At 38.1% G+C, this 20,570-nt stretch carries 10 protein-coding genes; 6 read left to right on the top strand and 4 right to left on the bottom strand.

The window, feature by feature from the left end:
• Window position 1 precedes the first annotated feature (1 nt).
• Window positions 2-8,518 (bottom strand): gliding motility-associated C-terminal domain-containing protein, encoded by an 8,517-nt coding sequence (locus J0L69_16580; protein MBN8694812.1) that lies wholly within the window; start codon window positions 8,516-8,518, stop codon window positions 2-4.
• Between the two features lie 157 nt (window positions 8,519-8,675).
• Between J0L69_16580 and J0L69_16585 the strand changes: the two genes are divergently transcribed.
• The 4 genes from J0L69_16585 to J0L69_16600 are packed head-to-tail and all read left to right on the top strand — an operon-like array spanning window position 8,676 to window position 12,158.
• Window positions 8,676-9,227 carry an NUDIX hydrolase gene (locus J0L69_16585; protein MBN8694813.1) on the top strand — a complete coding sequence of 184 codons (552 nt, stop codon included), beginning with the start codon at window positions 8,676-8,678 and terminating at the stop codon, window positions 9,225-9,227.
• Window positions 9,228-9,263: 36 nt separating this feature from the next.
• Entirely contained in the window at window positions 9,264-10,244 is a 981-nt protein-coding gene (locus J0L69_16590) for a bifunctional phosphoglucose/phosphomannose isomerase (GenBank protein MBN8694814.1), read from the top strand.
• Window positions 10,245-10,973, top strand: coding sequence for a lipoyl(octanoyl) transferase LipB (gene lipB, locus J0L69_16595; GenBank protein ID MBN8694815.1), 729 nt, complete (start codon window positions 10,245-10,247; stop codon window positions 10,971-10,973).
• A 3-nt stretch (window positions 10,974-10,976) separates the two neighbouring features.
• Window positions 10,977-12,158: a serine hydrolase gene (locus tag J0L69_16600; GenBank protein ID MBN8694816.1), complete on the top strand. Its 1,182-nt coding sequence runs from the start codon at window positions 10,977-10,979 to the stop codon at window positions 12,156-12,158.
• Here the strand turns inward: J0L69_16600 and J0L69_16605 are convergent.
• The 3 genes from J0L69_16605 to J0L69_16615 all read right to left on the bottom strand — a co-directional run bounded on the left by J0L69_16605 (window position 12,151) and on the right by J0L69_16615 (window position 15,789).
• Complete coding sequence (locus J0L69_16605) at window positions 12,151-12,480, bottom strand: 2Fe-2S iron-sulfur cluster binding domain-containing protein (protein ID MBN8694817.1); 330 nt, start codon at window positions 12,478-12,480, stop codon at window positions 12,151-12,153. The two genes, J0L69_16600 and J0L69_16605, sit on opposite strands and share 8 nt — an antisense overlap.
• A gap of 59 nt (window positions 12,481-12,539) precedes the next feature.
• Window positions 12,540-14,699, bottom strand: a complete 2,160-nt coding sequence (locus tag J0L69_16610) for a SurA N-terminal domain-containing protein (protein ID MBN8694818.1) — start codon at window positions 14,697-14,699, stop codon at window positions 12,540-12,542.
• Window positions 14,700-14,769: 70 nt separating this feature from the next.
• Complete coding sequence (locus J0L69_16615; protein ID MBN8694819.1) at window positions 14,770-15,789, bottom strand: glucosaminidase domain-containing protein; 1,020 nt, start codon at window positions 15,787-15,789, stop codon at window positions 14,770-14,772.
• Between the two features lie 189 nt (window positions 15,790-15,978).
• Here J0L69_16615 and J0L69_16620 point away from each other — a divergent pair, with 189 nt between their 5' ends.
• Both J0L69_16620 and J0L69_16625 read left to right on the top strand, forming a co-directional pair.
• A complete protein-coding gene (locus tag J0L69_16620) occupies window positions 15,979-18,078 on the top strand; it encodes a S9 family peptidase (protein MBN8694820.1) in 2,100 nt (699 codons plus the stop codon).
• Between the two features lie 58 nt (window positions 18,079-18,136).
• On the top strand, window positions 18,137-20,485 hold the full coding sequence (locus J0L69_16625) for a T9SS type A sorting domain-containing protein (protein MBN8694821.1): 2,349 nt from the start codon (window positions 18,137-18,139) through the stop codon (window positions 20,483-20,485).
• Window positions 20,486-20,570: the final 85 nt, after the last annotated feature.

The raw sequence follows: 20,570 nt of genomic DNA on the forward strand, positions 1-20,570 counted from the left end.
GTTATCTGAATATAGTTAAAGGTCCCGTATATGCTTTAGGGAAATTTTTATGATTTAAATTGATGATGTAATAATAAGTTCCCACCGGCAAGTCTTTTCCTTTGAATCGACCATCCCATGGTACACCATAACCTTTAGAGTAGAATAATTGCTCACCCCATCTGTTATATACCTCCACTTCACAATCCGGGAACTGAATAATATTATCAATTACCCACGTATCGTTTTTGCCATCTGTATTCGGACTAAATCCGTTTGGAATTACAATTTCAGGGAAAATGTGTACATGCATTGTATCCGAAGCAACACATCCATTCGAATCTGTTACTATTACAGTGTAAGTTGTATTAACCGAATTGGACGCGACAGGATTTGATGAAGTTGGATTGTCTAATGTAGAAGAAGGAATCCAGGTAAACGTACTTCCGGCAGGACCCGTTGGTGAACCACCAATAATGGTTGAGGTCAATACAGTAATGGTATAGTTAGGTCCGGCATCAACAATTGGTAAAGGATTTGAAGTAATGGAAATTGTATCACGATGTATACATGCTCCATTTATTGCTTCTAAAACAAATGTTGTTGTTCCAACAGGAGGATTAACTGTTGTTGTAACTACAGTTGCGATTGGTGAAGCTGATGGAACTTGATACCAATTAAAGGTAGTTCCATTAATTGAGTTACTACCGTTGAGTGTAAATGTTGATGTTTGACAGAAAGTTGAATCATTACCGGCAACTGCTAAAACTGTTAGGGTTGATGTAACGGTAATACTAGTGTCTTTTCTACAACCTGCCGCATCAATCAATGTTAATGAATAGGTACCTGGTAAAATATTTGTTACACTACTATTAGTATTTGTAAATGCCGAAGGACCTGTCCAAGTATACGTGTAAACAGGAACACCACCGGTAACAGTAGTTGTAATGGCACCATCGTTTGCAGTGTTACATGATGCGTCAACCACGGAAGTTGTTAGTGTTAATACAGGAGGGTCTACGAGTGTAAATGTGGAAGAAATATTACATCCATTAGCATCCGTTATTGTTGCCGAATAAGTTCCGGAACACAATCCTGTTAAAGGATTTGTACTACCGGAAGGACTCCATGTATATGTATAAGGCAATGTTCCGCCACTTGGCACTAGATTAATACTACCATTGCAATCTCCATTACACTGAGGTGCGCTTGTTATTGGCAAGCCTGCTACAATAGGTGTTGGCTGCGAAATATTTAAATTCTGTAACGAAACGCAACCATTCGCAGCGGTTACAGTTACATTCACAACACCACTGCATAATCCACTTGATGTACTGATGGTGCCGGAATTTACAACTGTTCCACTACTCCAGTTATAAGTAAATGGTGATGTGCCTGAAGTTACGCTAACAGTTGCTACTGCATTACATGTTCCGCTACATGTTGCGCTGGTTGTATTTGCTACTAATGTTGGTCCATTCTGATTATTGATTGGGAACGTTAATGTTTTTGAACATCCTGAATTATCAGTTACTGTTACTGTATAATTACCCGGACCAATATTACTTAACGTAGCAGTACTACCTGCAGGTAACCAAGCGAAGGTATACGTTGGGGTTCCTCCTGTTACCGCTACTACTATTGAACCATTATTAACGGTACAACTAGGCTGCGTTACAGTTGGAGTTAAAGTTAAATCGGTTGCGGAATTTATGGTGACGGATGCATTTCTAATACAACCTTGCGCGTCGGTCATTTGAACAAAATATGTTCCACCGCATAAACCTGTAAGTGTATTAGATGTGGATGCAGGGCTTAACCAATTATAAGTGATTGGTGCTGTTCCACCAACAGCTGTAACAGTTGCAGCACCATTACACTGATTGAAACATGCCTCGTTCGTTATATTAATGGTCTCACCTGTAATTCCGCTTGAGTTATTAATTGGTAAACTGACATTCTGAGCACAACCATTGTTATCTGTTATGGTAATCATGTAAACACCTGCACACAAACTATTACTAGATACACCCGTTGCACCATTACTCCATGAATAGGTGAATGGCGCTGTTCCACCAATAGCTGTTACTGTTGAAGAGCCATTACATAAACCACACGATGGTTGTGTAATTGCTGAAGTCATTGTAATTGCTGCCGGTGATGTGATACTTCCCGGGAAGACATTAAAGCATCCTTGCGTATCCGTGATAGTTACTGAGTAAGTACCATCACATAATCCGATAGCTTGTTGTGTGTTCTGACCTAATGGATCGCTCCAACTAAATGTATATGGACCAATGCCTCCTGAAACAGCAGATGCAAGAATACTACCATTACATGTTCCATTACAAAGATTATTAGTTACAATAGTTGTGGATGTTATACTAACTAATCCCGGTAAATTAAACGTTTGAGTAATCGCACAACTTAAAGCATCCGTTACAGTTAATGTGTAATTACCCGGACAGATATTCGTGATTGAAGATGTTGTTGCACCGGTACTCCAGCTATAAGTATATGCCGGTGAACCACCGGAAGCGTTTGCTGTAATTGTTCCGTTACAATTTCCTGCACATAATGGTTGATTAACCGTAGTGTTTGCATTAATCAATGGCGGTTCTGTAATAGTAACAGATTGGAATAATATACAGGAATTTGCATCCGTTATCTGTGCTGTGTATGTGCCCGCACATAAACTTGTTGCAGGATTGACAGTTGAAGTAACAGGAGGTACCCACGCGATAACATAAGGCGCTGTACCATCCACCGGATTTGTTACTGAAGCGGCACCTGTACATTGTCCGTTACAATTTACATTAGTAGAAGTAACCACCGCGCTACTTGGACCATTTGAATTACTCAATGGAATTTGGAAAGTAGTTGAGCAATTATTGGCATCACGCACAATTACTGTATAGATACCTGCACAGATATTTGAAGCGACAGATCCTGTAGATACTGAAGGCGTCCACGTAAATGTATAAGCAGGTGTACCGCCGGAAGGAGCAACATTAATTGACCCATTACATAACGTACCGCAGGTAGCGGCACTGGTAGATGGGTTAATTGTTAATGATGGAGGTGATACTAAAACAACTTGTTGTGTATCTAAACAACCGTTGAAGTCAGATACAAATACACTATACGTACCTGCACAAAGCGCCGTAGCCGATTGTGTATTTTGATTTGGAACTGAAGTCCAGGTATAAGAGAATGGCGCGGTTCCATTGGCAGGATTACTAATAGCAACACCATTACAATTGCTATTACAACTAGGATTAGTAAAGGTAGCATTCGCTTGCAGCGGCAAAGGATTCACAAGATTTGTTACATTTTGTCCTAAACAATTATTTATATCTCTTACAAATACTGTATATGAACCAGGACACAAAGCTGTTGGATTCGCACCGGTTCCGGTTGGAATCCATGTATAAGAATAAGCACCGGTTCCACCGGTTACATTAGTTGTTATACTACCGTTACATGCGCTGTTACAAAGTGGACTAGTTGGCGTAGCTGTTACTGATATTGGAGAAGGTTGCGTAATTGCAAATGTTGTTGTTACTGAACATCCGTTAAGATCGGTAACAATACTGGAATAAGTTCCGGCACATAAATTGGAAGCTACACTGGTTGTTGATGCTGAGCCTGACCAACTGAAAGTATAAGTTGGTGTTCCTCCACCAATTGTTACCGATGCCGATCCGTTGCATTGTGAATTACAAATAGCGTTCGTTACATTAACAGTTCCTGTTAAAGCACTAGGCTCTGTAATCTGAACAGTTGCTGTTGTCTGACAAAGATTGGCATCAATAACTGTTACGCTATATACACCCGGACATAATCCGTTTACTGTTGGGAAAGACGATCCTGCGAAAGGTGGTAAAGGTGTCCAGGTAAAGGTGTACGGCGCAGTTCCTCCGGAAGGTGTTACAGATGCTGATCCGTTACATGCTGTATTACATAAAACATTTGTTCCCGTAACTGAAGCCGCTACTGATGTTGGCTGAGTAATTGTAAATGTTTGCGCATAGGCACAACCATTCGCATCGGTTACATTAGCGGAATACGTTCCCGCACAAAGGTTTGTTAAGGTTTGTGTAGTTACAGAACCTGGTAACCAAGTTACAGTATATCCCGGCGTACCACCTGCCGGTGAGGTAGTAATGCTTCCGTTGCATGATGAATTACATCCTGCATTAAATGAAGTTGCATTTAAACTAAACGTTGGTGGCTGTGCAATTGCAAATGTTTGACTAACGGTACAATTTGTAGCATCCGAAACATTTACTGCAAATGTTCCCTGACATAATCCGCTAATGTTTGGAGTGGTAGCGCCGGTTGACCAACTAAAAGTTATTGGTGCTGTACCCACTGCACTAACCGATGCAGTTCCATTACATAATGCAGGACATGTAACAGATGAAGAAGTAACTGTTATAGTTGGACCTGTTGGGTCACTTAAAGTTGTCACTAAGGTTTGCGTACAACCTGCATTATCACGAATAGTTAGAGTATATGTGCCTGCGCCTACATTAGTTAATGTTGCCGATGTGGATCCGCCCGGTGTCCAGGTGAATTGATATGCCGGTGTTCCTCCACCAATTGTAGCAGTTATCGAACCGTTAGTTCCAGAACATGTTGTTGGATTAACGGAAGTAAATGTTGATGTAATTGCACTTGGCTCTGAGATCGTAAACGTACGTGTTTGAATACAATTATTCGCATCTCGAATATCAACTGTATAATTCCCCGCACATAAATTTGTAACATTTGGTGTTCCTTGTCCGGTTGGATTACCCGGCGACCATGTATACGAAAGTGCGCCTGTACCACCACTAGCGGTAACACTAATTGCACCGTTGCAAACCGAATTACACGTAGCTGCTGTAACAGTAGATGTTACATTTATTGCCGGTGGATTAACAAAACTAATCGTTCCGGTATTAGAACATCCTAATTGATCTGCAACAGTAACAGTATATAAGCCGGCACACAATCCGCTTGCAACTTGCGTTGATTGTGTCGGAACAGAAGTCCATGTATAAGTATAAGGTAGTGTTCCACCACTTGCATTAGCGCTTGCGGCACCTGTGCAACCATTATTACAAGTTAAAACTGTACCGGTTGTTGTGATATTTACGCTTACCGTTTGTACAATGTTAACTGTTCTGGTAACGGTACATCCGCGACTATCGGAAACAATTACTGTTTGTTGACCAACACATAAATTGGTGGCCACCGAATTTGTTTGTGAAGATGGAATCCAAGAATAAGTGAATGCAGGTGTTCCTCCTCCGGCCGTAATTGTTGCGGCACCCGTACACGCATTACAACTTGGTTGTATTCCTGTAATAGCCGCTGTTAATGTTGGCGGCGATGTGATATTTACGTTAGCAGAATTAGTACATCCTTGAGAATCCGTTACGGTAACAACATAGTTTCCGCTACATAAATTAGATGCAACCGTTCCGGTTTGAACCGGAACTGTACTCCAACTATAATTATATCCGGGTGTACCACCCGATGCAAGTGCTAAGCCTTGTCCGTCGCAAGTACCGGCACAATTCGTAGGTACAGCTGTTGTTGTAATAGCAATTGGCAACGGATTCGAAATATTTGTGGTTGTAGTTTTTGTACACCCTCTGCTATCAGTTACGACTAAAGTATAATTCCCCGAACATAAAGAACCAACTGTTGTAAGTGTGCTTCCGGTTGACCAATTATACGTATAAGCTGGAGTACCGCCGGAAACAGTTGAGGTAATGGAACCATTACAACCATTATTACAACTTGGCGGATTAGGTGTTAAAGCTACGGTAACATCAGTAGGCTGCGTAATTGTTACTGCCGTGTTTGTGGCACATCCGTTTGCATCCGTTACAGTTAAAGTAAAATTTCCTGCACATTGTCCGTTAATGACTGCACCGTTAATAGTTGAAGTAGGAGTTGTCCAAACGAATGTATATATTGGTGTTCCCCCACCGGCACTTCCAGATAAAGAAGCGTTACAATTTCCAAAACAAGAAATTGAAGTTGTATTTGCAGAAATAGTTAACGCGTTAGGTTGGGCAATATTATACGTTTGTGTTCGTACACAACCACCGGCATCTCTTACAAATAATGTATAAACGCCTGCACACAATCCGTTATAAGGCGGATTGGTAGTAACGGTTGAACTTGCTGATGCTAAAGTAAAGGTATAAGGCGCTCCACTTCCTCCACTAGGTGTAGAGTTAATTACGCCTGTACATACATTATTACATGTTAAACTCGTTGTTGTAACATTCTGATTAATTTGAATGGGTTGAGAAATGGTGAAGGTTGTGTTTGCCGCACACAAACTTGCGTCTCTTACCGCAATAGTGTAATTTCCTGCGCATAAATTAGTAACAGTAGGTGTGCCTTGTCCGGTTGGGTTACCCGGCGACCATGTATAAGTGAAACCACCATTTCCACCGGAAGCATTAGCAACAGCTGAACCTGTACATGCACCAAAACAAGTAATACTTGCCGAGTTTACCGTAAGCGTAATAGGTGGCGGCTGAGTGATTGTAATAACAGTAGGTGTAGTTACACATAAAGAAGCGTCTGTAACTGTTAAAGTATAATTGCCTGCGCACAAATTGGTAATGTTTGCTGATGTTGAAGAAAATCCGGAAGGACCAGACCAACTTATAACGTACGGCGGCACTCCTCCACTTGGATTTGCATTCGCAGAACCATTACAGGTTCCATTACAAGTAGCATTAGTAAATGTGGGATTTGCTGTGAGTGTTGGAGGAGCAGTGATTGAAAACGTTCTTGTTATAGTACATCCTTTCGAATCTGCAATGGAAACAGTATAATTAGCAGGAGCGGGTGTTAAAGAACCGCACAAACCGGTTGCTAATGTTGTTCCTTGTCCGCCACCCGGTGCCGGCGACCATGTATATGTATAACCCGGAGAACCACCGCTTGCAGTTATGGATGCGCTTGCATTACATAATCCACCACAAGTCACATTTGTTTGTGATTGTGTTGCTGTAACTGATGTTGCAGGTTGAGAAATAGAAAAAGTAGTACTGACACTACATGTATTAACGTCGCGAATAATAACGGTATTATTACCTACACATAGGCCATTTAATCCGGCCGTATTACCAGAAGGAATGGAAACGGTTGTTCCTGAAGGAAGCCAAGTTGCAGTATATGTACCAAGATTACCACCGGTTGGAGAAACGGAAGCTGAACCCGTACATTGACCAAAACATGAAATACTTTGTGTAACTAAATTAGGTAAAATAGGATTTGGTTGCGTCATTGTTACAGTTTCACTATAAGCACAACCCTTACTATCTGTAATATTTAAAGTATAGTTACCAGCACATAGATTAGTTAAGTTGGCGCCAATGGCCGTTGTAAATGTTTGTCCGCCCGGCGTAACAGTACCTGAATAATTTGGAGTACCACCTGAAATAAATCCATTGATAGAACCGTTACATGCAGCATTACAACTTGGTTGTGTTACTGATAATGGCGTAAAATCCAAATCAGCCATTACCATCGCTACCTGAAAAAAACCAACCACACCAAGAGTTGCATCCGTTACTGCAATCTGATATAAGGAACCGCATTTACAAAGATTGCTTAAAGAAAAAGTTGTTGGAGCATTAATGGAAGTTGCAGTTGGTGCGGCCGTACAAGCCGCCGGCCATCCTGGATAAGAAATAAAATACGGATTAGAAAGACAACCAGCATCAAAAGTAAAAGAGATTACACCATTACAAATATTAGGACAAGTAGGAAGCGTAACCGCAGTAGTAATGCCGCAGGCTAAAATCTGCTCTCCTGATTTTACTTTAGATACATCATTAAATACAGGAGGAACTTTATATAATAATGGATTTGATTTTTTCGCCAATAAAAAATAATCTTTAGCGTTCACAGTAGCTAAATTCGAAATACTGATTTTATTTATAATCGTAGTTCCCGAATTAATAAATGAAACATTCGAATTATCGGTGGCAATAAAATCATAACATTTTAAATACCCGTTTAATAACTCAAATTTTCCGCCATTCACATAAATGTTCTTTTTGGTTTGTAATTGAGATATTTCCCAACTACCATTTTCAAAAACAATATCATTGTTAAGTTCTCCAAAGGCCGAGTAAATTGTGTTCTTCTGACTTGAATTACTCTTAAAAACTAATTTGGTTTGAGCATCGAAACGTGTAGCGTTACTTAATTTAAAATTTCCTGCAATCGCAAGTTCAGTACTTGCATCACCGACAACATAAATCTTTGTTTTATTATTAAAGTAAATCGAACGCACTTCATTCTTACCCACCAATTCAATAACATTGTCTGCTGAGTAATTATCGAAAACTACATCTGAATTAATATCCGGCGCTTTAAAAACCGGATTACCTCCACTTGTTAATGACCAATGTTTCGGATCATTCCATTTACCGGAACCACCCACCCAATAATACGTTTGAGCATAAGAAGTTGTTAAGAAGAAAAATAATAGAAGTGAGTATAAATGTCTTTTCACGCGAAGTGTCATAAACTTTGAAAGTTGTACGAATTTAAGTGTTAAAAGTTACTAAAAATTAATGCAATAAACAGGTAATTAACAATTTGCTTGTTGGAAATCTATTTATTACTTAGCGAACGGAATTATACAATTAGTTAAACCTTTCAATTACGCAATGGAAAACAACCCCTGGATTACAAAAAAATCTGAAGATGTTTACGAATCTCCTTGGATTAAAGTCGTGAAACACGATGTTTTAAACCCAGCCGGAAAACCGGCTACTTATAGCGTTGTTAATTTTAAAAACCTCGCCATTGGAATTTTACCCATTGATAATGAAGGCTTTACATGGCTCGTTGGACAATGGCGCTATCCATTGGAAGAGTACTGCTGGGAAATTCCGGAAGGCGGAGGACCTCTTGGAATTGATCCTTTAAATTCTGCCAAACGCGAATTAAAAGAAGAGACCGGGATTGTTGCCAAAGACTTCCAAGAAATTATGCGTTTGCATTTAAGCAACTCGGCCACTAATGAATTAGCCATTGTTTATTTAGCTAAAAATTTAGATTTTGAATCGGCCGAACCTGAAGAGAGCGAGGTTCTTCAAGTAAAACGAATTCATCTGAATGAAGCCTACGATTGGGTAATGACAGGGAAAATTACGGATGCCATCTCTGTTGCTGCTATATTAAAAACAAAAATTATGATGGAGCAAGGCCTCATTTGATGTCCGATATTATTCTTACCTTTAGCTTCCCTTTTTATGAAAAAGCTAGTTGAAAATTTTCCAAACCAATTACGTGAAGCATTTGATATTGCGAATGGAGCAAAATTATCTCCTAAAAACAATATTCAAAATGTTATCATTACCGGGCTTGGCGGCTCAGGCATTGGAGGTACTATTATCAGCGAACTTGTTTCAGATAATTGTCCTGTACCTGTTACCATTAACAAAGATTATTTTTTACCGGCATTTACCGGCCCTAATACTTTAGTGATTATTTCTTCCTACTCCGGAAATACGGAAGAAACACTACAAGCCATGGAACAAGCCATTGCAAAAAAAGCACAAGTGGTTTGTGTTACCAGCGGCGGTAAAGTGGCTGAATTAGCTTCAAAAAATAATTTTGATGTGATTACAATTCCCGGAGGAAATCCACCACGTTCTTGTATTGGTTATTCTTTAGTTCAACTAATAAAAATATTTACCTTCTATAAGCTCGCGCCGGAATCATTACTAAATGAAGTTAAAGGCTGCGTTACATTATTAGAAAAAGAAAAAACTCATATCACTCAGGAAGCCCTTCATATTGCGAAAGAATTAAATAACAAATTACCGATTATTTATTCTTTAGGAGGAAGTGAAGGTGTGTGTGTTCGATTCAGACAACAAATTAATGAAAACAGTAAAATGCTTTGCTGGCATCATGTATTTCCTGAAATGAATCACAATGAATTGGTAGGCTGGACTTCAAAAAATGATGCTTTAAAAGTTATTACTTTCCACACTTCGTTTGATTATGCCCGCACTAAAAAACGTTATGAAGTGTGCAAACCCGTTTTTGAAAAATATTCTTCAGGCGTAATTGATGTAATGGCAAAAGGCCAAAATAAGTTAGAACAATTTATTTATCTCATTAATATCGGAGATTGGATTAGTGTTTACATCGCGGAAATTAAAAATATCGATGCGGTTGAAGTAAACATTATCAATCATCTTAAAAACGAACTCTCAAAATTTTAAATGTCCAAAAACAAAGAGGTTATATTCAGCGACCTTGGTTTAATGGATTACAAAGCCTGTTGGGATTACCAGGAGAGTTTGTTTAATACTACGATTGAACAAAAAATCTACAATCGTAACAATAACACCTCAATTCCAACTAAAAATTATTTATTATTTGTTGAGCACCCACATGTTTATACCTTAGGTAAAAGCGGCGATGCCGCCCACCTATTAATTAACGACGAGGCTCTTAAACAAAAGCAAGCAACTTATTATAAAATTAACCGCGGTGGAGATATAACGTACCACGGACCCGGGCAATTAGTTGGTTATCCTATTCTGGATCTCGATAATTTCTTCACCGACATTCATCAATATCTGCGCTTATTGGAAGAAACTATTATATTAACAATTGCAGAATATGGCGTTAAAGGTGAAAGAAGCAAAGGTGAAACAGGTGTTTGGATTGATGTGAACGATCCTCTAAAAGCCCGTAAAATTTGTGCGTTTGGTGTAAGATGCAGCCGTTGGGTAACCATGCACGGATGGGGTTTCAATGTAAATGCAAATCTTGATTATTTTAATAATATCGTTCCGTGCGGCATTCAGAACAAAGCTGTAACGAGTTTACATAAAGAGTTGGGCGTTGAAAAAGTAAATCTTGATGAAGTAAAACAAAAGTTAAAAAAACACTTCACGGCATTGTTCGAATGCAATATAGTGGAAGAACCGATCGTTTTACCATAAATTATGCTCAAAAAAATAGTTAAGTTTTTAGTTTACTTTATAATAGGAGCCTTCGTCCTTTTCAATATCGCTATTTTAGTAAGCGGTAAGTTGTATTTATACAAAGGCATGTGGAATACCTACTTCAAAGGCAGAACCGGCCCTTCCGCGACTGAATTTCAAATTTTTGAGAATCGAAAAATACATGCGCTTTCACCTACTCCACTACATCTTTCCAAACACTATAATAGTGTTCCTCTTCCTGAAGAAACGAAAAAAACATTAGAGAATTATGCTACCCATGCCTTAGTGATATTACATAACGATAGTTTATTACATGAACAATATTGGGATGGTTATTCTGACACTTCACATACAAATTCATTTAGCGTTTCGAAAAGTTATGTTAGTGCTTTATTAGGTTGTGCTTTAACGGATGGCTACATAAAAACTATTGACGAACCTGTTTCAACATTTATTCCCGAATTTAAAGAGAAGGGCCGCGAACATGTTACTTTAAAACATTTAGTAAGCATGACTTCCGGAGTTGATTTTGATGAAAACTATATCAATCCGTTTGCCTATCCTGCCGAAGGCTATTACGGCGAAAATTTACTAGAAGCATCTACCAAATATCCTTTAGGAGAGGAACCGGGAAAAACATTTCGCTACATGAGCGGTAATACAGCCCTTCTCGGCGTTTGCATTTCTAAAGCGGTTGGTAAACCTTTGTCGGATTATTTGAGTGAACGTTTATGGAAGGAATTAGGTTGCGAACAACCTGCCTGGTGGAGTTTGGATAAAAAAGATGGCTACGAAAAAGGATTTTGTTGCTTAAACAGCAATGCTAAAGATTTCGCTCGATTAGGCATGTTGTATTTAAATTTTGGGAAATGGAATGGTAAACAAATTATAGATTCCGTTTATATCCATCAAAGTATTTTACCATATGATTGCAATGAAAGTGATGGTTGCAAAAACAGAACGTATGGTTACAGTTGGTGGCTTACATCCTATAATAACCTGGAGGTATTTTACGCAAGAGGAATTTTAGGACAATACATTATGTGTATTCCAAAATACAAATTAGTGATAGTAAAATTGGGAAGAGAACGTCGTCCTAAACTAAATGATAATCATTGTCCGGATGACGTAACAATGTGTATTGAAGCCTTTGAGAAAATGTATCCTTCAAAAATTAACTAAGGCCGTCGCCCATAATTTTTACGGTAATGCCATCCATACTATCATTCAACTTCAACTGACAAGAAAGACGTGAAGTGTTTGTGATGTTAGGTAATGTATCGAGCATTGCTCCTTCATCATTGCTTATTTCATGCAAATTATCGTAACCTGTTATTACCTCAACGTGACATGTTGCGCATAAAGCCATGCCTCCGCAAGTAGCAAGAATGTCGTATTCGTTACCTTTTAAAAACTCCATCAAACTTAATCCCATGTCGGTTGGAGCAACCAAAGAAGTAATTGTGTTATCAGGATTTTGAATGTTTATTGTAATATCTGCCATGTTGGTATTTAAAAAAAAGCCCCGTCGTGTGGCGACAGGGCTTAAATAATCAATTAATATTATTCGAATTTAGCACGGTGATCTTCAATGTTAGCTACATCGCGCATTGCGTTGTAAACTTCATAATCAGAACGACCTACTAATACTTGCTCAGCTTGATTTTTTGCATCAGCTACTGTGGTTGGAACTTTAGCTTCGTTTACCGCAGAAACTGCAACAATAAACACACCGTTTTCTCCAATCACGGGTTTTGAAATAGCTCCGGCTTTTAATCCGCTTGCTGTTCCGATTAATGCGTCTTCGCGACCAACATTTACCACATTAAATGAAGTGAATGTTAAGTTTTCCATATTCTCAACGCCTAAACCTAACTTAGAAGAAATCTCATCAATAGATTTTGAACCTCCTGCTTTAGCAGTAAATTCTTTCATCATTTCCTGAGCTTTCTTATCGCGACGTGCTTTAACGATAACTTCTTCACGAACTTCATCCAAAGGTAAAGTGCCTTTATTTCTGATTCCTGTTAAGTGCGCAACAACGAATTTATCTTTGAACTCAAACACTTGAGAAGAAACATCTCCTTTATTAGCAGCATACATCCACTTAACTAATTCCTTCGCGTTATCAAGTCCTGGTAAAGTTTTGTCGTTTTCCTTAATGTTATCAGCAATACGCTTATTTAACTTTTGTTTTTCGATAGCTTTTTCAAACAAATCAGAAGTGTTGTTTTGTCCACCGAAATCAGTAGCAAGCTTATAATATTCTTTGGTTGTTTCAGGACTAGGACCAATTAACTTGAAAATCTGAGCTACACGGTACGCAGTGTGTGAAGTTTTAGAAACATCTAACACTTCGATAATATGGTAACCAAATTGTGTTTCTACAACGCTGATATTTCCTTTAGTTCCTTCTAAACCTGCCTTTTTAAATGGCTCAACAAATCCTTTGTTCTCATCAAACCAACCGTAATCTCCACCATTACCAAAAGAACCCGGATCATCACTCACTGCTTTTACATAATTAGAATCAAATACAACTTGTTTGTTTTTTAATAAAGTTAAAATACTATCAGCCATACGTTTTGCAACAGGAGCAGTACGCGGTTGATTAGTGCGGGTATCTGTTAATCCAATTAAGATGTGACGAACACGAGCTGAATCAGCTACTTGTTTTACACCGGATAGTTTGTAAACTTTAAAGTAAGCGCCTTCGTTGTAAGGACCATAAACTGTTCCAACAGGATCTGTATAAACTGATGAATCACGAATGATCATTGTCTTCTTTGTTAAATCACTGATGGTTACTTGTCCTTCTTCACTTTCCTGAGCAATATAAGATGAATCTTCTTTTGCAGTTTTGGTTTTGAATTCTTCTGCAATACGCTTCATATCATTCTCAAGATTTACCATGTCTTGTTCGCTTGGAACAACATCAAAACTTACGTACTCAATTTTACGTGTAGTTTCATAACTGTTGAATTCGTATAAGTGATCTTTATAATATTTATTAATATCATCTTCGTTAATCTTAACAGCTGAATCAGAAACTGCAGTGTAACGCTTCATTACAAATCCGATATTCATTTGTTTGGTTTGTTGCGCTAAAATTTCTTTTGCTTCAGCATTAGTAACGTATAGACCTTTTTTTACAAGAGCAGCATACTTCTCAGCTTCACGAGATTCTGCAATACCTTGTTCTAAATTCATCCAGAAACGCTCAGCATCAGGTGTCATATTGTTCACCCACTGATTTAATTTCATTAAATCTAATGAGCCATCAGGACCTGCTACCACATCATAAACTTTACCTGTGTTCTTATCCGTTAATTGTTGTACAACCATTTGATGTGGGTGCACTAACATCATATCATATAATTCATCTTCACCAACACTGATACCTACTTTTCTGTATTCAGGTTTAACAACGATTTCAGAAATAAAAGTATTCCAAACCACTTCACCAATTTGTGAACGCATTTGTTCATCAATGTTAGCGTTTGGATTGTTCTGCATAATCATTGCAGCCTGTTCGTTAATCTTATTATTATAACGGGTATAATCGATGGTTTCGCCACCAATCACACCTACGGTTGTATTGGCTGAGCCGAATAAAGACTGGCCTGAACCCAATAAACTTTCCAAAATAAAAATTACCAATGCTAAACCAACTAAACCAACTAATAATCCGGTTCTGCTACGAATTTGTTCGAGAATACTCATGTTCTGTTTTTTTAAGAAGTGCAAAGATAAAATAATTACCGAAAAACGGGCTTTTTTTGCCTAAAAAGCGCTAAAAATTTTCGCGAAAAGCGTTGTCTTCGGCGGTAAGCGGAATGGCACCAAACGGCTTTTCCTCTTGCAGATAAAGAATCTCCCCTGGTTTTGGTATATAGTTGGTTTTTAAATGGTTATTTTTACAAAGCACGGATAGCTTAAGTCCGTGGGTTTGTGATATTTGTCTTAAAGTTTCGCCCTTTTTAACCAAATGGTAAGGCTCTTTGGCTTTTTCCTTCTTTGGTTCGAGGTAAATTTTTTGACCGATCTCGATTTTATCTCCTTTTTTGAAATCGTTATAATCCATTAATTTTTCAAGTTCTATGTCAAATTCGGTGGCTATTTTAAAAAACGAATCGCCTTCTTTGGTAATAATAAACCGTCCGCTATTATACTGATAAACTGTACGCAAATCCAATTCCGGATTCTTGATTTCCAGTCCCGGGAAAACCGGCTTTTCAATTAACTGATGCTTATCAAATTCGTAAAGTTTATACTTTTCGATAATATTGATGAGTCGCTTCGCGTAATTCGGATCGGTAGCATAGCCGGCTTCCTTTAGTCCGTGGCACCATGATTTATAATCGGTGAGCGGAATATCAAATAAAAACGCGTAACGAGGGCGAGTTTTCAGAAATATGGAGTGGTCGGTATATGAAGCCAAAACCGAAGTATACTTTCTAAAACATTCATTTTTTTCTTCGTCATCTTTCGAATAAGAATCACCGCACCAATCCAATTTACACTTAATGCCGAAATGATTTTTTGCGTTGCGCGCTAATTCACTGTTCCCGTTATCACTCTCAAACATAGCTTGTGCTAAAACTATACTGGCAGGAATTTTATTCAGATACATTTCCTTTATCGCATCTTCCTTAAAATGCTCAATATACTCCCTTGCACTAAATGGTTTTGCTATCTCTTCGCTTGAACCGGCGATAAAATCTTCATCCGAAAATTTTTGTGCACGGGCATTCAATCCGAAATTAATCAGAGAAAAGAAAATCAAATACTTTATGCTTGTGTTAAAAAACATCAGAAGCAATATTGTATTTATTTCGGAATTAGGAATAAATGAAAGTCCACAATTTCTTTTTGTTTTATTGACATTTATAAATCCATTGTTAATGAATTGTTGACTACAATGTTTTGCTCTCCAAGAATTCCTAAATCTTAACCTTTCCCAATACCTATATTTAGTATCTTCAAACCTACTTTAAATAAGATGCGAAATCTAATTACACTCTTTACCATTACCTGCTTTGCAGCAAGTGCGCAAACTTCGTTCAATTATCCTAAGACTAAAAAGGAGACTGTAACCGACGATTATTTCGGTACAAAAATCGCCGATCCGTATCGTTGGTTGGAAGATGATAACAGCGCTGAAACAAAAGCGTGGGTAGAAGAACAAAATAAACTTACCTATTCCTATTTGGATAAAATTCCCTATCGCGCAAAAATAAAACAACGCCTTACGCAAATCTGGAATTATCAAAAAGCAAGCCCGCCCTTTAAAAAAGGAGACCGCTTTTTTTGGTATAAAAATGACGGGTTACAAAATCAAAGTGTTCTCTACTCTCAAAAAGACACTTGTTGCGGAAACGGTGAAGTTTTATTGGATCCTAATACGCTATCAACGGATGGAACAATATCGCTAGCCAGTATTTCCATTTCTAAAAACGGACAATATTTAGCCTACGGTATTTCAAAGGCCGGAAGTGATTGGGTAGAAATACATGTGAAAGATATTTCAACCAAACAAGATTTGGTAGATGAAATAAAATGGGTGAAGTTTTCCGGAATGTCATGGAAAGGAAACGGTTTTTATTATAGTCGTTATGATGAGCCCGTAAAAGGACAAACCTACACCGGTAAAAATCAGTTTCACAAAGTATACTATCACAAAGTAGGAACCACGCAAGACAAGGATGAATTAATATTCGAAGATAAAATACATCCCAATTATAACTTTGGCACGCAGGTAACCCATGATGAGCGCTTTTTAGTTTTGTATGTAAGCGAAAGCACCAGTGGTGAAATGCTTATGGTGAAAGATTTATCGATTGCGAATAGTCCGTTTACCATCATCAACGGAACTTTTGATTATGAATACAGTGTGGTAGATAACATTGGCTCTAATTTATTTGTTAGAACTAATCATGGTGCGCCAAAATATAAATTAGTAAAAATAGATGTGAAAAAACCGCAAGGCGAAAACTGGAAAGATGTAGTTGGAGAAAAAGCAGATTTACTGGAAAGTGTGGCTTTTTGTAATGGTAAAATTTTGGGTTCTTATCTTAAAGATGTTTCGTCACACCTTTATATGTTTGCGATGGATGGTACTTTTGAAAAAGAAATTCCATTACCGGAATTTTGCAAGCTGAATGAATTACACGCTGAACGCGCCTATAAATTCTTCACCTATTCTGTGGTTCAATTCACCTCTCCATCCAAAAATTATTATTACGACATGGCAACTAGTCAGAGTATTGAAATTTTTAAACCGCAAATAGATTTCAAATCGGAAGACTATGTGACCAAACAAGTGTTTTTGGAAAGCAAAGACGGAACTAAAATCCCAATGTTTATTACCCATAAAAAAGATTTAGTTTTAAACGGCAACACTCCTTGTTTTCTTTATGGCTATGGCGGATTTAATATTTCCATCACGCCTGAATTCAGAATTGACCGCGCTGTATTCTTAGAAGCGGGCGGAATTTACTGTGTGGCCAACATGCGCGGAGGTGGAGAATACGGGGAAGAATGGCATAAGGAAGGAACCAAATGCAAAAAACAAAATGTATTTGACGACTTCATTGCAGCTGCAAATTATCTCGTACAAAACAAATACACATCGCATCAAAAATTAGCGATACACGGCCGAAGTAATGGAGGTTTACTAATTGGCGCTGTTATGACTCAACGTCCGGATATTTGTAAAGTAGCGCTTCCTACAGTAGGTGTATTAGATATGCTGCGCTTTCATAAATTCACAATTGGCCGTGCCTGGAGTGTAGATTATGGGAATAGCGAAAACAAAGAAGAGTTTAATTGCTTAATTAAATATTCGCCCTTACATAATGTGAAGAAAACCAATTATCCGGCAACGATGGTGTTAACCGGCGATCACGACGACCGTGTAGTGCCTGCACACTCCTTTAAATTTGCAGCCACGTTGCAAGAAAATGCGCAAGGAGAAAATCCGGCACTCATTCGTGTGGATGTTAAAGCCGGTCATGGAGCAGGAAAACCAACGTCTAAACAAATTGATGAATTTGGCGATATGTGGAGCTTTGTATTTTACAATTTAGGCATTAACTATTAGGGCTGCCCCCTTGCAATTGCAGACTTATTGATGTACCTTACATTAATAATTCTGCACTATGAAAAAACTTACGTTTACATTTTTATTGATTGCCGCTTGCAATCTCCTTTTTTCTCAAGTTGAAAAATACCATAAAGTAGAAATTACAGGCGCAGTAGGTATTGCCAAACAGTTATTAGATCTTGGCATCACCATCGACCATTCTGAAGTGAAGGGCGAGCAAATCATTAGTGAGATTTCCGAAAGTGAAGTGGCGATATTGAAACAAAATAATATTCCGCACAAAATAATTATTAGCGATTTAGCTTCTTATTATGAAGAACGCATCAAGCAAGATTACCTCAATAAAACATTAGCGCCTGTTGACTGTAATGCGCCAACCGTTATAAAACCAAGTCGCTTTCATCTAGGAAGCATGGGGGGGTATTTCACTTTAGCAGAAATGCAAAACATTTTAGATAGCATGACTTTGCTCTATCCTAACTTAATTACAGCAAAACAAGCTTTAAGTCCGCAAAGTATCGAAGGTCGTAATATTTGGTATTTAAAAATATCAGATAATCCGGGTGTAGATGAAAATGAACCGGAAGTATTATACGACGCATTGCATCATGCCCGCGAAGCCGCTTCCCTTTCACAACTTATTTTTTACATGTGGTATTTGCTGGAGAATTATAATACCAATCCGGATATTAAATTTTTAGTAGATAACACAGAAATGTACTTCGTCCCTTGCGTTAATCCTGACGGTTATGAATACAACCGTTCAACCAATCCGAATGGTGGTGGCATGTGGCGCAAAAACAGAAGAAATAACGGGACTACTTTTGGTGTTGACTTAAACAGAAACTATGGAGGTCATTGGGGTTATGATAATACAGGTTCCTCACCCACTCCAAGTTCGGATACGTACAGAGGCACAGCTGCATTCTCTGAACCTGAAACACAAGCCATGCGCAATTTTTGTAATGCCCGTCAATTTAAAACAGCATTAAATGCACACACATACAGTAATCTCTTAATTTACCCGTGGGGATACATTCCTAGTTTTTACACCCCTGATTCAGCAACATATGTAAATTGGAGTATTTACATGTGTGAAACAAGTCGCTTTTTATATGGTACCGGCGACCAAACTGTCAATTACGTTACGAATGGCGACAGTGATGACTGGATGTATGGGGAACAAACCAGCAAACCAAAAATTTTATCAATGACGCCGGAAGCAGGAGCTGCATCCGATGGTTTTTGGCCGGCCAGTTCGCGTATCCTTAATATTTGTAAAACAACATTCAATCAAAATTTAAACTTGGCAAAACTTGTCACCAATTTTGCATTGGTAAAAGATGCACAAGATCATTTTTTATTTAATAACGGTTATATTAAATATGATTTACAACGCTTAGGATTAGAAAATGGAAGCTTTACTGTTTCTATCGTACCGGTAGGAACCGGAATTGCTTCAACCGGCAGCGCAAAAGTTTATCCTGCATTAACATTAAATCAAAGTTTAACGGATTCAATTTCTTTCAACCTTAGCGGAAGTTTATCTTCAGGGCAAAACATTAAATATTTATTAGCAGTGAACAATGGTATTTATACACATTACGATACCATAACTAAAGTGTATGGTAATGCTGTCACTGTATTAAATGATCCATGCAACACCACTACCAATTGGAATGCCGGTGGTTGGGGTGTATCCACTTCCAAATTTAAAATTGGTCCGGGTAGTATTGCTGATAGTCCGGGCGGAAATTACAGTGCAAGTCAGAACAAAAGCATTAGCTTAATAACACCGCTTAATTTAACCAATGCAACTTATGCACATTTACAATACTTCACCAAATTTCAATTAGAGAAGAATTATGATAAGGTGCAGATATTTGGTAGCATTAATGGAGGAAGTACCTGGCAACCACTTTGCGGAAAACATGAAACCGCACCAGCCTCTTTTGGCGGTACAACGCCTATGTATGATGGCTTACAAGAATTATTCGTAAAAGAAGAGATGAACTTGAGCGATTATTTAGGACAAAACTTATTAATTCGCTTCACCTTAACTTCCGATAATTTCGAAAATCAGGATGGCTTCTATTTTGACGAATTTTTGGTACGTAAATTGACTGCCACAACCAGCGATGTAAAAGACTTAGCCTTAAATGATGATATACGCATGTTCCCTAATCCTAGTAACGGACAGATAACATTAAGCAATAATGGAAACGAAAAATGGGATATTGTAATTTATAATGAGCTTGGTCAGGTAGTTTTAAATAAGGTGAGTTTAGCTGAAAATGAAAGCAATTTAAAATTAGATTTAAGTGCTTTACAAAGCGGACTCTACTTTATTGAACTCAGTAACGGACAGCAAAAAACAGTTAAAAAACTGGCTTTAAACCGTTAAAAAGTAGCTTTACTAATTTTAGCTTGGTATTCAATCATTAAAAAAAGGTTAAATGTTGCAAAACCAACCTTTTTTTTTAAACTTA

Source organism: Bacteroidota bacterium (assembly GCA_017303905.1).
Classification (GTDB): Bacteria; Bacteroidota; Bacteroidia; order B-17B0; family Aurantibacillaceae; genus JAHEYG01.